Raw genomic sequence first — 14,194 nt, 5'->3', positions numbered from 1 at the left:
GAGAAATAAATAAAACTTAGCAATGAAAAAAATATTAGTAACGGGTGGAGCAGGTTTTTTAGGTTCTCACTTATGTGAAAGGTTATTGAAAGAAGGAAACGAAGTTATTTGTGTAGATAATTATTTTACGGGTAATAAGATGAATGTAATTCATTTGTTAGAAAATCCATTATTTGAATTAATAAGGCACGACGTTACTGAACCTTTTTATGCAGAAGTAGATGAAATTTATAATTTGGCGTGTCCAGCATCACCCCCCCACTATCAACATAATCCCATTAAGACTATTAAGACATCTGTAATAGGGGCCATTAATATGCTTGGTTTGGCAAAGAGAGTAAATGCAAAAATTTTACAAGCCTCAACTAGTGAAGTTTATGGAGATCCAGAAGTTCACCCGCAAACTGAAGAATATTGGGGCAATGTGAATCCTATTGGATTGAGGTCCTGTTATGATGAAGGAAAAAGATGTGCAGAGTCTTTATTTGTGAATTATAAAAATCAAAATGATGTAAAAATCAAAATCATTAGAATTTTTAATACATATGGAACGAGGATGAATCCTTATGACGGGAGAGTAGTCTCTAACTTTATTGTTCAAGCATTGAAGGGGGAAGACATAACCATTTATGGAGATGGTAAACAAACTCGTAGTTTTCAGTATGTAGATGATTTAGTAGAGGGAATGATTAGAATGATGGCTTCAGATGATTCATTTACAGGTCCAGTTAATTTAGGTAATCCTAATGAATTCACAATGCTAGAATTAGCTCAAAATATTTTAAAGCTAACTAAATCACCTTCTAAAATTGTTTTTAGACCTCTTCCTCAAGATGATCCAATGCAAAGACAACCAAACATTTCATTAGCATTTGAGAAATTAGATGGTTGGAAGCCAAAAGTTGAACTTAAAGATGGGTTAGAAAAAACAATAAAATACTTTGAAAAAATAGTCTAGTAATTATTCAAAATTAAGGTAATTCTTGAAGGTTTTTATTAAGCTACTAATTTGTTAAATAATGAATGTTTTAAATTTAATTGGACGAGAGAAGCAATTATTTGCTAAGGATATAGCTCAATACGAAGATGAGTTAGTTGAGATCGTAAGTAGCTCCCGCTTCTTAGTTATAGGAGGGGCAGGCTCAATCGGTCAAGCTGTTACTCAAGAAATTTTCAAGCGAAACCCACTAAAATTGCACGTTGTAGATATTAGTGAGAATAATATGGTTGAACTAGTTCGTGATCTTAGGAGTACTTTTGGCTATATCGATGGAGACTTTAAGACATTTGCATTAGATATTGGTTCTATAGAGTATGATGCTTTTTTTGAAGCAGATGGGGCATATGATTATATATTAAACCTTTCAGCATTAAAACACGTGCGTAGCGAGAAGGACCCCTATACTCTCATGCGCATGATTGATGTAAATATTTTTAATACAGAAAAAACTTTAGGGCAGGCTATTGCTAAAGGAGTAAAGAAATATTTTTGTGTATCAACTGATAAAGCTGCTAACCCTGTTAATATGATGGGTGGTTCTAAAAGAATTATGGAGATGTTCTTAATGAGAAAAAGTGAAGAAATAAATATCTCTACTGCTCGTTTTGCAAATGTTGCCTTTTCAGATGGTTCTTTATTGCACGGATTTAATCAAAGAATCTTAAAAAAACAACCAATAGTGGCTCCCAATGATGTAAGACGATATTTTGTGACTCCCCAAGAATCAGGAGAATTATGTTTAGTTTCTTGTCTTTTAGGAGAAAATAGGGATATATTTTTTCCAAAATTAGATGAACATTTAAATCTTATTTCATTTGCAGATATTGCAATTAAATTTTTAGAACAAAGGGGCTATGAAGCTCATATGTGTTCAACCGAAGAAGATGCGAGGTCTAAAGCTGATACACTAATAAAAGAAGGAAAATGGCCTTGTTTATTTACATCTAGTGACACGACAGGTGAAAAGGACTTTGAGGAATTTTTTACCGAAACAGAAATAATTGATTTAAAGAGATTTAATAATTTCGGAATAATTAAGAATGATGCAATTTATGATCAAGAAACGCTGGAGATGTTTAGTAGCGAGATTAATCATATGAAAAATAATAGACGTTGGGACAAAGAAACTCTTGTAGACTTATTTCATAAAATGATTCCTAATTTTGGACATAAAGAAACTGGAAAATATTTAGATTCAAAGATGTAATCTATTTATCATCATACCATTAATGAAGAACGCAAATAAAGTAGTATACAATACAGGAATACTTTACCTAAGACTAATTTTGGGATTAGTTATTGGATTGATAACTACACGATTTGTTTTAGAAGCTCTTGGTGAAACTGATTACGGTATTTATATGCTTGTAGCTGGTATAGTAGCAATGTTAGGGATTTTAAATTCTAATATGTCTAATACATCCATGCGCTTTATTGCTCATAGTTTAGGTTCTAATGATGAAAAACTTCTAATAGCTACATTTAATACTACGCTGTTTTTACATTATTTTGTAGGTATTGTTGTTGTTATTTTGATGTTATTTGGCGGATATATACTATTTGAAAATTTTTTGAATATACCCCTAGATAAAGTTTTTGATGCTAAGGTGATTTTTGGATGTATGGTGCTCACTACTTTAATTACAGTTATATCAGTGCCTTATGATGCCTTAATAAATGCTCACGAAAATTTAATTGTTTTATCGTTAGTTGATATTGTAGGTGATATTCTAAAATTATTAATAGCTATTTATTTACTCTATAGCGATACTGAATTATTAATTCAGTATGGTGTTTTAATGCTTGGAGTTCAAATTATTCTTAGAGTAATTAAACAGGTTTATAGTAGAGTAAACTATAAGGAGAGTAAAGTAATTTACGCTGCTTTTGATAAAAAATTAATGAAATCTATTCTTAATTTTACAGGGTGGAATTTGTTTGGATCACTTGCCGCTGTTTCTGTAATTCAGATAAGGAGTATTTTACTCAATTCCTTTTTTGGTGTAAGAATTAATGCAGCAGAAGGTATTTCAAAGTCGGCTAGCACAGCTTTAAACATGGTATCCACGAGTATGACAATGGCAATAAATCCACAGATGGTAAAAAGCGAGGGTAGTGGAGACAGAGAGCGTATGATTTATATAACTAAAGTAAGTGCAAAATTTTCAATATTTTTATTTGGTCTATTTGCAGTTCCTGTATTTATTGAAGCACCATTATTACTTGAATTATGGTTAGTAGAGATTCCTGATTTTGTAGTAATTTTTTTCCAGATCACGGTTCTTACATTACTTTTAGAAAAATTCACATTTCCAATAACTGATGCAATTCGGGCAATTGGAGATATTAGAAAATTTCAAATAACTGAAACGTTTCTTTTTTTGTTAAATATTCCAACCGCATATTTATTATTTAGCTTTGGTTATAGTCCATCTTCTATATATATCGTCGGATTATCTATTTCCGGTCTAGTTTTTTTCAATAGATTATACTTTGGAAAGAAAATAGTTGGAATAAAGCCATATAATTACATTCTTGAATCTATCATCCCTGTTATTATTCCAATATCTATATCTCTTATAATCGCACTACTGTTCTACTTTAATATGAAAAGCGGGTTTTTTAGATTATTAGTCGTCTCATTCTCTTTTGGATCCCTTTTAACTGTAATGTTCTGGAAATACGGTATTAATAAAAATGAAAAGGATAAATTTATACAAATAGCCAACACATTTTTAGCTAGGTTTAAAAATAAGTAGTAAATATTTAATTTTAGTATGAAAAAAAATAGTGAAACTCCCGTATTGCTAATAGCTTTTAATCGACCTGATACTACAATTAAAGTGATGGAAACATTAGAATTGGTACGACCGAAAAAGTTGTATGTAGCAATCGATGGACCTCGATCAGGCCGACCAGAAGAAAGAATATTGGTAGAAGAAGTTATTAAAATTACTAAGAATATTTCTTGGGAATGTGAAGCTCACTACTTAATAAGGGAATATAACGTAGGGTGTAAAAATGGCGTTTCTGGAGCTATATCGTGGGTGCTTGAAAAGGATGACAGAGTTATAATAATAGAAGATGACATAATAGCTGTTCCAGAGTTTTTTAACTTTGCAGAAGTGCTATTAGAACGGTATAAAGATGATGAACGAATAGGAATGATTAGTGCAAATAATTATACTCCTACTCCGTCAACTAGTGATTATTTACTTACTAATTATGGTCATATATGGGGTTGGGCTACTTGGAAACGTGTATGGGAGAAATTTGATGTAGCAGTACCACAAATTTACAATACCTTAGAAAATAATCTTTCTGAAATGGAATTTGCAAGTAATAGTGAAAAGAGATATTTTAAGAAAAGCTTTAGTAAGCTGGCTACTCAGCTTAAAAATAACTCAGAGAACACTTGGGATCATCAATTTGGATTTTTTAGATTTCAGAATAAATTACGATCTATAGTTCCTAGAGTAAATCTTGCATCTAATATTGGTGAGAATAGTTCCCGTGATGATAAAATTAGCTCTAAGCCTTTGGAACATTTTTATCCATCAGATAAAAAATTTAAACTTACAAACCATCCTGTAAGTTTAAAATGGAATAAGGCTTATGACAAGCACCATTTCAAAAACCATATTGATAAGCTTTCTCTTTTGCAAAAAGTAAAGATTAAATTAAATCAAATAAAAAATTAGTTATGGATTATAAGATTCCATTGTTTCAACTCAATTTTGGAGAAGAGGAAATACAAGCAGTAACAGATACGATACGTTCTAAATGGATTTCCACTGGGCCAAAATGTCAGGAGCTTGAGGAACAATTTATAGAAATGTTTGATGTTAAGCATGCAATAAGCGTTTCAAATTGCACCGATGGTTTGCATCTAGCAATGATAGTTAATAATATAAAACAGGGTGATGAAGTAATCTGTCCATCCCTCACATTTGCAGCATCTGTGAACTGTATCCGTTATGTTGGTGCGACACCAGTTTTTTGTGATATTGGAGGGTTGGATAACATGAATATTACCCCAGCTGAAATTGAAAAAAGAATAACCTCAAAAACCAAAGCAATAGTGGTTGTTCATATGGCTGGTTTTCCTGCAGATATGGATGGTATAATGGCGCTTTCGCGAAAGCATAACCTTAAAGTTATAGAAGATACTTGTCACGCTCCCTTGTCACAGTATAAAGGCAAGACATTAGGCACTATAGGTAGTATGGGTACATATAGTTTTTTTTCAAATAAAAATATAAGTACTGGTGAAGGAGGAATGATTATAACTAATGATGATGAAATCGCTGCTAGATGTAGGCTATTAAGATCTCATGGTATGACCACAATGTCTTACCAAAGGGCAAAAGGGCACGCCACTTCGTATGATATTGTAGAGCTAGGGCATAATTTTAGATTAGATGATATTAGAGCATCTATAGGTGTTGTGCAAATGAAAAAATTAAAGGCTGATCTTGATAGAAGGCAGAATGTGCGCAAATATTATATTGATGCGTTGCAATCTATAGATCAGGTTATTGTACCTTTTTGTGATAACACAGAGTATGTATCTAACTATATAATGCCTATAGTATTAAAAGACAGCACAGAGGCAAATCGAGATGCATTAAGAGCGCATCTTCACGCTCAAGGAATACAAACCAGTAATCATTATCCACCCATTCATAAATTCTCTATTTATAAGGAATACACGACAAAGCTTCCAGTAACCGAGTATGTTTGTGCAAATGAGATAACATTACCAATGTATGCTGCACTTACAAAGGAGGATGTTGAGTTCATAGCTCTTACTATTAGAAATTTTTATTCTTAAGAAGAATGCAGCAGTCAATTCTAATCTTTGGAGGTTCAATTTTACAGAGGTCTCTTATCTTAAAGTGCAAAAATAGAGGGTTGAGAACTATTGTGATCGATCCAGACCCTAATGCTTTATGTAAAAAAGAAGCGACAGTATTTGAAATAGTCGATGGGCAAGATTATGAAAAGACTTTAGCTATTGCTCGTCGCGAGAGTATTTGTGGTGTTATAACAGCAGCTTCCGATAAGCCACTAGTGATGATGGCGCGTGTAGCAGAGACTTTAAAGCTTCCATTTATAAGTGAGGAAACTGCAATAATTTCGACAAATAAGTTTTTAATGAAAGAATTATTCCTCAAGAATAATTTACCTTGTGCTAAAGGGGTGGAACTAGCTGCTGCAAAGGAGTATTTAGGAAGTTTTCCAGTTATTATAAAACCTTTAGATAATTCAGGTAGTCGTGGTGTAGTGTTATGTACTACAATGGATGATCTGAGAGTTAACTTTGTTGATACCTTTAAGTATACTAAAAAAAACAAATTATTAGTTGAAGAATTTATTGAAGGTAAGGAATACTCTATCGAGGGGCTGCATTTTAATGGCAATCATAAAGTAATTGCTTATACAGAAAAAGAAACGACACCATTTCCTTATAATGTAGAATTAGGACATAAACAGCCTGCAAATTTATCTGACGATATTAAATTAGAAATTAGTGATTTGTTATGCAAAATTGGTAGGGCTTTTAATTTTGTAAATTGCGCATCACATACCGAGATAAAAATTCAAAATAATCAGATATATATTATTGAAACAAGCCCAAGATTAGGTGGTGATTTTATAACTTCACATTTAACTCAATTATCTACAGGGTCTGATATTGAAGACTATCTCATTACAATATCACAGCGTAATCTGCCAAAAATCACAAGCGATGTAGGGAAGAGTTCCTTAATTAAATTTTTTGAATTTAATGCAGGATTAACAGTTCTTGAAGAATGGAAATCGACTATTAAAGATGATTCTATAGTTCATTTAAGAGTTGCATTGAATAAGGGAGATGTAGTGCCAAGGATAAAAAATAGTCTTAATAGATATGGAGAGGTTATCTTTCAGGGAAATGATATTTATAATTTGGAGTGTAATTACTCAAAATTATATGATTTAATGTTAACAAATCTTAGCTAATAATTATATGTTAGAAAGTAAAAGAATTAGATTACGCCCTTTAAAATTTCAAGATAAGTTGAAAATGCACGAATGGAGAAATTCATTGGATCTTATTAGATTAACTCAAGGTATTCGTTTTCCAAAAACTATTGAGATGGAAACAAGCTGGTTTGAAAGTATTTTGAATGATATATCTAATAAGAATGTTTATTTTGCGATAGAAACTATTAGTCAAGATGAATTTATAGGCGTTGTTCAACTAAACAATATAGATCAAATATCGGGAACATCGACGCTAGGTTTTATGATAGGAGATTCTAAAAATCAAGGCCAAGGTTACGGGAAAGAATTTGTAGAACTTATAATATCATATGCTTTTAATATTTTGAATTTGAGAAAGATAACGAGCTACGTAGTTGATTATAATAGAAAGTCACTTAACTTGTTTGAAAAATTAGATGGTTTTAAGCAAGAGGGAAAACTGGTTGAACATTTTTATTTTGAAGATTCTTATAATGATGTTCTAATTTATTCCATATTTAAGGCAAATAATCAAAGCTTTGGACAAAATAAATAAAATTAAAATTATCTGGCTTTGTAGTTTTACAAGTTCGGAATTGCAATCAAAGCTGTCTTATTCATATCATCCAGTAGTTTCTCCTTGGATATCAGATTTAATAGAATTATTTAGGCATAGGGAAGATATAGAATTAACTATTATTTCACCAAATTACTACACGAATAATTTTGCTAAGACTAACATTGGAAATATTAAAATTATATTATATAAGTATAGGTCTGATTATCTACCAGCAAAATATTATAATTTAAAGTTTAACTTTAGAAAGGTTCAAAAGCGTGTAAATAAGTTAATTAAGGGTATTGCTCCTCATTTGATTCACCTTCATGGGTCTGAAAATCCGTTGTACGCTGTAGGTGTATTGAGAATAAAATCAATTCCTATTTTAATTACAGTTCAAGGCTTTGTTCATTTATCGAGAAAACCAAGGAATATATTAAAAAACTATGTTAGATGGAATCGAATTCGTATTGAAAATAAGATTAACAGTGAAGCATTATACTTCACCAATGCTAGTCAAGACGTATACAACATATTGAGGATTATAAATAAAAATGCAAAGATTTATAGTTCTCATTATCCCACTAAAAAGCCTAAAGTAAAAGTAGGTGATACACCTGTTATTTATGATTTAGTCTATTATGCGAGAATAACTAAGGATAAGGGAATTGAAGATTTTATTGATGCCATAGCTTTGTTAAAGTTTAAGAATCCGAGAATTCAAGCTATTATTATTGGAGGAGGTTCTAATGAATACGTTTTATATATTAAAAATAAAATATCTTCACTTGGTTTAGACGAAGCGATTGTTTTTGCAGGCTATCAAGAGACTCAAGAAGACGTATTTCGCCTCGCAATTTCGGCACGTTTGTATGTACTTCCTACACATTTTGATGGTCTTCCTGGGTCTCTCAGAGAAGCAATGTTCATGCGTTTACCAATAGTTGCCAATGCCGTTGGAGGTATACCAGAATTAAATAGGATAAAGGAGTGTGTTGTTTTAAGTAAAAATGGGGATGTAAATGATTTAGCGAACAAAATTGAACTTGTTTTAAGTAATAAGGATAGAAGGGATACATTAATAGAAAACGCATATGAATTAATTACAAGTATCTACGATAATTCTAAAATCCCAAAAACTTACTTAGATATCTATCAAGCAATTTTATCTGAGCAAAAAAATAAAAATATATTATGATAAAAAAGGAAACACTATTTGTAGATAAAACGTGTTCAATATTACAGGCACTCGAAAAAATGGATTCCCTTAAACGAAAACTACTTCTAGTCATGGAGGGTGATATATTCAAGAGTGTTCTTAGTATAGGGGACATTCAAAGGGCTATAATTAATAAAATCCCATTAGAAAGTCCTATCGGAGGTATCTTAAGATTAGAAATTACTGTCTGTTCCGATCTTGAGCCAAGAGAAGAAGTTAAATCAAAAATGCTCAAAGCACGTACAGAGGTAATGCCTATTATATCTCAAAATGGCAAGTTAATCGATATTTTATTTTGGGAAGAAATTTTTGGATCCATCAAGAGAAAGAAAGATATATCGCTTAATTTACCAGTGATTATTATGGCTGGTGGAAAGGGAACACGACTTCGTCCTCTAACAAATGTATTCCCTAAACCTTTATTACCAATTAATGAAAAAACAATTATAGAGGACATAATGGATCGCTTTGTTGATGTTGGATGTAATAATTTTTTCATATCTGTAAATTATAAAGCGAAGACGGTAAAGAGTTATTTTAAAGATTTAAACAATAGTGATTATAATATTTCATATTTTCAAGAAGATAAACCTTTAGGAACTGCAGGTTCGATGTTTCTTATAAGGGATAAAATCAGAACTCCATTTTTTGTATCTAATTGTGATATATTAATTGATCAAGACTTAGAGGAAATTTATGAATATCATAAAAGAAATGAAAATAAAATTACGATAGTTTCTGCACTTAAAAGTTATAAGATTCCTTACGGTACTATAGAGACTGGAGACAACGGTTTACTAAGTAAAATGGATGAAAAACCTGAATTAGTATTTCAAATAAACACAGGAATGTACTTATTGGAACCAGAGATGCTACATTTAATTCCAGAAAACACTTTTTATCATATCACAGAACTTATTGACAAGGTTAAAAATGAAAATCATAATGTTGGAGTATTCCCTATCGGAGAAAATAGTTGGCAGGATATTGGAAATTGGAATGATTACAAGAGTGTTTTAAAAGTCTGATTATGAGTATTTTAAAAAAAATTTATAAATATATATATATTAATATTTCAGCAAAATTAAACCATGAAAGATATGCTAGAAATATTGGTGTGAATGCAGGAGAGAACTTGCATATTTATGGTAATCCAATAGGAATGTTTGGTACTGAGCCTTGGTGTATTAAGTTAGGAAATGATGTTCATATTACTAGAGAAGTCGTATTTATAACACACGATGGCGGAACCCTATTGTTTAGAGATAAATTTCCTGATTTAGAGATAACTTCTCCAATAACTGTTGGTAATAAAGTCTATATTGGGGTTAGAAGTATTATTCTGCCTGGGGTTACGATTGGAAATAATTGTATCATTGGTGCTGGTTCTGTTGTTACAAAAAATGTTGAAGATAATTCAGTTGTAGCCGGGGTTCCTGCTCGGTATATAAAATCTACAGATGATTATCTGAAGAAGATTCAACAAAACTCATTGAAAATAGGTCATCTCGTCGGGAAGGAAAAAGATGACGAATTAAAAAAAATTTTTAATTATCAAAAAACAAAATCTTAGTTTTTTACCCTATCTATGCATCGTATTTTTATCATACTTATGATTATTGCTTGTGGAATTCTTTTTTCTGTGGAGATTCCAGAAAGATCGTATGAAAAAAGGCGTAAACAATTTATTGCCATAATTGTTTTTATCCTTGCTCTACAATCTGGCCTTAGAAATTGGGCAGTCGGTGCCGACACGTATCAATACAATGTTCTTTGGAAACAAGCTGAAAATACTAATTGGAATTCTGTTTTAAACAAACTTTTTACTCTCTCAGGTAAGGATCCATTCTATCTCTTTTTTCAAAAAGTTATTCAGATTTTTACATTAGATTATCAAGTATATTTAATGATTGTTGGTTTCTTTTTTATGATTCCTTTTGGTCATTTTATGTATAAAAATACTACTAGCATAAGGCATATAGCAGTCGCTTTTATTATATATATGGGTTATTATTATGGGTTTTACTCTATTACAGGTATACGTCAAACACTTGCTACTGCTGTTTTATTCATAAGTTATGAGCATTTAGTTAAGCGTAACATTTGGAGGTTTATACTTCTCGTATTAATTGGGTCATTGTTTCATATATCTGCATTAGTTTTTCTGCCTCTTTATGCTGTTGTAAAATTGAATAGGCCTAAATTGATTTTTGGTTTGTCAATTATTACTTTCCCTGTAGTCATGTACTTCAAAAATTACCTCGCGTTATTTTTTGTTACTATTTTTGGTGTTGAAGATAGATTTGGAGTTTATGCGGAGCAATACAAAACAGGTGGGTCATTAATACTAACTGCTTTTCAAATCGTGCTTGGTATTATTGGCCTTATATTAATGAAAAAAGCAACAAAAGACAATTACCGCGTTGTGGTAATGTACAATGTTTTTGCTCTTGCCCTATTTTTTCTCCCATTACAATGGGTAAACCCTAGTGCAGGAAGAGTAGCTCAGTATTTTGCTATTATAATGATGGTTTGGATTCCATTTCTTTTAGATGCATCTAGCTCATCGTCGCTGCATTCTAATAAATTTAGGGGAGTTACATATAGTCTAGCAACTGTAGGATTCATATTTATTACCATATTTGCTATACAGTCCTTAGATGAGTATAAGTTCTTCTGGCAATATATGAAAGCGCCCTACGGGTCTTAATCTAAAACAAAATTAATTATGCTTAAAAATAAAATATTATTAATTACTGGAGGAACTGGTTCATTTGGAAACGCAGTATTACAGCGTTTTCTACATACAGATCATTTCAGTGAGATTAGAATATTTTCTCGTGACGAGAAGAAACAGGATGATATGCGTACTGCACTTAAAAATAATAAATTGAAATTTTATATAGGTGATGTGCGCAACTATGATAGTATTGAAAGAGCTAGCCGTGGTGTTGATTATATTTTTCATGCTGCTGCATTGAAACAGGTCCCTTCTTGTGAGTTTTTTCCTCTAGAAGCTACTAGAACCAATGTATTTGGCACGCAGAATGTAATTGATGCAGCAGCTTTTAATAAAGTAAAAAAAGTAATTTGTTTGAGTACAGATAAAGCGGCATATCCCATTAATGCAATGGGTATTTCTAAAGCGCTTATGGAGAAGGTGGCCGTTGCTGCCTCTCGCAATAATCCTGACACTACAGTATGCCTAACTCGATATGGTAACGTTATGGCCTCTAGAGGCTCTGTAATACCCTTATTTCTCAAACAAATACAAGAGGGAAATCCTATTACAATAACAGATCCTAGTATGACGCGTTTTCTTATGTCTCTAGAAGAAGCTGTAGAGCTAGTTCTTTTTGCTTTTGAGCATGGAAATGCTGGTGACCTATTTGTAAATAAAGCACCAGCAGGAACAATAGGTGATCTTGCTCAAGCTCTTAAGGAATTATGTAAGGCAGATAACGATATAAAGATTATAGGCACAAGACACGGAGAAAAATTATATGAAACCCTCTGTACTAGAGAAGAGATGCTTAAAGCAGAAGATATGGGAGAATTTTATCGTATCCCTGCAGATAATAGAGACCTTAACTATGCACAATATTTTTCTGAGGGAGAAGATGCGGCTGCTGAGATAGAAGATTATAACTCTCATAATACAGAGCAAGAGGATGTTGAAGGGATGAAACAATTACTATCAAATTTACCTCTAATTAAGAAGCAAGTGTTTGGCGAAGATGTTTCTCAATATCCAAATTAAAAATCATGAAGCAATTTCCTTACATTATTAAAGGAAAGTCATTCAAAGATATTCGAGGAGAACTGGTTTATAACAATGACTTTGATGCATCCCAAATCAGAAGGATGTATTCGATAACTAATAGTGTAGATCGTCCTGTACGGGGATGGCAAGGGCATCAGATTGAGAAGAGGTGGTTTTCTTCTTCAGTTGGACAAGTGAAAATTGACGTCATAAAAGTTGATAATTGGAAAGTACCCAACCCTAAAGCATCTATAGATAGTTTTCTTATTTTCGCGCAAAGCGGAGATGTGTTATTTGTGCCAGATGGTTATATTACGAGAATTAGCTCATTAACGGAAAATGCAACAATTCTTGTATTTTCAGATTATTTGATGGGAGAAATACAGGATGATTATAAATATGATCTTGATTATTTCAATTCAAACACTCCAATGTAGTTACGTTTAAAAACTAACTTTAAACGCTGATCTAATTGGTCGCTAAATGAGATTCGATAAAAAGGGATAAAAATATATTATGAAATTTATAGGTATAACAGGAGAAGCTGGATTTGTAGGTAATCACCTTAAAATGATAATTAATACTAGACCTGAAGATTTTACACTAGTCCCTTTTGAACGCTCTTTCTTTGAAAAAGATTCTAAGATGGATGAATTTGTAAATAAATGCGATGCTATAGTTCATCTTGCTGGAATGAATAGGCACGATAATCCTCAGGTCATATATGATACTAATGTTAATCTTGCAGAAAGCCTTATATCCTCATTAAAGCGTACTAAATCTAGAGCACACGTACTTTTTTCATCCTCATCTCAAGAAGGTAGAGAAAATCTTTATGGATCTTCAAAAAAGAAAGCGAGGGAGTTACTCAATAACTGGGCTGAGCAAGTTGGTGCTACATTTACCGGAATGATTGTTCCTAATGTTTTTGGTCCATTCGGTAAACCTTTCTATAACTCAGTTGTAGCAACATTTGCCCATCAAGTTTCAAAAGGAGAAGTACCTACTATTCAAATTGATGGTGAGCTTAAGCTCATTTATGTATTAGAGCTCGTACAAGAAATTTTGGATAAAATTAATGACAGTATACACGAACCTGAGTATGTGATTTCTCATACCGCTGTCGCTAAAGTTTCAGAAGTTTTAAATTACTTTCAAAGCTTTAAGAATACCTATCAGGATCTTGGAGTGATCCCAGTGATGACCAACACTTTTGAATTACATCTATTTAACACCTATCGATGTTATATGGATATAACATCGCATTTTCCTGTAAAATTTACGCAACATACCGATCCAAGAGGTAGTTTTGTTGAAATAATTAGATTAGGAGTAGGAGGGCAAGTTTCATTTTCGACTACAGTTCCAGGTATAACTAGAGGAAATCATTATCATACTAGAAAGATAGAGCGTTTTGCAGTTATTAAAGGAAAAGCTTTAATTCAATTACGCAAGATAGGTACAAACGAAATATTAGATTTTTACCTTGATGGTGATGAGCCAGCCTACGTAGATATGCCTATATGGTACACTCATAATATAAAAAACATAGGAGATGATGTTTTATATACCAATTTTTGGATTAACGAACCTTATGATGCAGCTGATGCAGACACTTATTTTGAAGAAGTTTAAGTAAAAAAT

Annotated in this window: 14 protein-coding genes; all 14 read left to right on the top strand. The window is 32.0% G+C overall.

Translation table 11 applies throughout. The features are described from left to right. The first annotated feature begins 22 nt into the window (after positions 1 to 22). Positions 23 to 958, top strand: a complete 936-nt coding sequence (locus tag KRODI_RS13930) for a UDP-glucuronic acid decarboxylase family protein (RefSeq protein ID WP_013752262.1) — start codon at positions 23 to 25, stop codon at positions 956 to 958. A gap of 61 nt (positions 959 to 1,019) precedes the next feature. Next, positions 1,020 to 2,207, top strand: coding sequence for a UDP-N-acetylglucosamine 4,6-dehydratase (locus tag KRODI_RS13925; protein ID WP_013752261.1), 1,188 nt, complete (start codon positions 1,020 to 1,022; stop codon positions 2,205 to 2,207). Between the two features lie 22 nt (positions 2,208 to 2,229). Next, complete coding sequence (locus KRODI_RS13920) at positions 2,230 to 3,759, top strand: lipopolysaccharide biosynthesis protein (RefSeq protein ID WP_013752260.1); 1,530 nt, start codon at positions 2,230 to 2,232, stop codon at positions 3,757 to 3,759. Between the two features lie 18 nt (positions 3,760 to 3,777). Further along, positions 3,778 to 4,701 carry a hypothetical protein gene (locus KRODI_RS13915; RefSeq protein WP_013752259.1) on the top strand — a complete coding sequence of 308 codons (924 nt, stop codon included), beginning with the start codon at positions 3,778 to 3,780 and terminating at the stop codon, positions 4,699 to 4,701. 2 nt (positions 4,702 to 4,703) lie between these two features. Then, a complete protein-coding gene (locus KRODI_RS13910) occupies positions 4,704 to 5,834 on the top strand; it encodes a DegT/DnrJ/EryC1/StrS family aminotransferase (protein WP_013752258.1) in 1,131 nt (376 codons plus the stop codon). Positions 5,835 to 5,914: 80 nt separating this feature from the next. Beyond that, positions 5,915 to 7,006, top strand: a complete 1,092-nt coding sequence (locus KRODI_RS13905; RefSeq protein ID WP_158307016.1) for an acetyl-CoA carboxylase biotin carboxylase subunit family protein — start codon at positions 5,915 to 5,917, stop codon at positions 7,004 to 7,006. 7 nt (positions 7,007 to 7,013) lie between these two features. After that, complete coding sequence (locus tag KRODI_RS13900) at positions 7,014 to 7,565, top strand: GNAT family N-acetyltransferase (protein WP_013752256.1); 552 nt, start codon at positions 7,014 to 7,016, stop codon at positions 7,563 to 7,565. Continuing rightward, positions 7,549 to 8,766, top strand: coding sequence for a glycosyltransferase family 4 protein (locus KRODI_RS13895; protein WP_013752255.1), 1,218 nt, complete (start codon positions 7,549 to 7,551; stop codon positions 8,764 to 8,766). The genes KRODI_RS13900 and KRODI_RS13895 overlap by 17 nt, the downstream gene beginning before the upstream one ends. Next, the gene (locus tag KRODI_RS13890; protein ID WP_013752254.1) at positions 8,763 to 9,815 is read left to right on the top strand and encodes a nucleotidyltransferase family protein; all 1,053 of its coding nucleotides are present in this window, start codon (positions 8,763 to 8,765) and stop codon (positions 9,813 to 9,815) included. Before KRODI_RS13895 ends, KRODI_RS13890 begins: the two co-directional genes overlap by 4 nt. 2 nt (positions 9,816 to 9,817) lie before the next feature. Beyond that, positions 9,818 to 10,360: an acyltransferase gene (locus KRODI_RS13885; protein ID WP_013752253.1), complete on the top strand. Its 543-nt coding sequence runs from the start codon at positions 9,818 to 9,820 to the stop codon at positions 10,358 to 10,360. 15 nt (positions 10,361 to 10,375) lie between these two features. Further along, entirely contained in the window at positions 10,376 to 11,497 is a 1,122-nt protein-coding gene (locus KRODI_RS13880) for an EpsG family protein (RefSeq protein ID WP_013752252.1), read from the top strand. Positions 11,498 to 11,515: 18 nt separating this feature from the next. Further along, positions 11,516 to 12,547 (top strand): polysaccharide biosynthesis protein, encoded by a 1,032-nt coding sequence (locus KRODI_RS13875; RefSeq protein WP_013752251.1) that lies wholly within the window; start codon positions 11,516 to 11,518, stop codon positions 12,545 to 12,547. A 104-nt stretch (positions 12,548 to 12,651) separates the two neighbouring features. After that, a complete protein-coding gene (locus KRODI_RS13870; protein WP_148236008.1) occupies positions 12,652 to 12,987 on the top strand; it encodes a sugar epimerase in 336 nt (111 codons plus the stop codon). A 79-nt stretch (positions 12,988 to 13,066) separates the two neighbouring features. Continuing rightward, the gene (locus KRODI_RS13865) at positions 13,067 to 14,185 is read left to right on the top strand and encodes an NAD-dependent epimerase/dehydratase family protein (RefSeq protein WP_013752249.1); all 1,119 of its coding nucleotides are present in this window, start codon (positions 13,067 to 13,069) and stop codon (positions 14,183 to 14,185) included. The last annotated feature ends 9 nt before the right edge of the window (positions 14,186 to 14,194 follow it).

Source organism: Dokdonia sp. 4H-3-7-5 (assembly GCF_000212355.1).
Lineage (GTDB): Bacteria > Bacteroidota > Bacteroidia > Flavobacteriales > Flavobacteriaceae > Dokdonia.
Note: the sequence above shows the minus strand (reverse complement) of the source record. Positions and strands in the feature narration are given on the sequence as shown.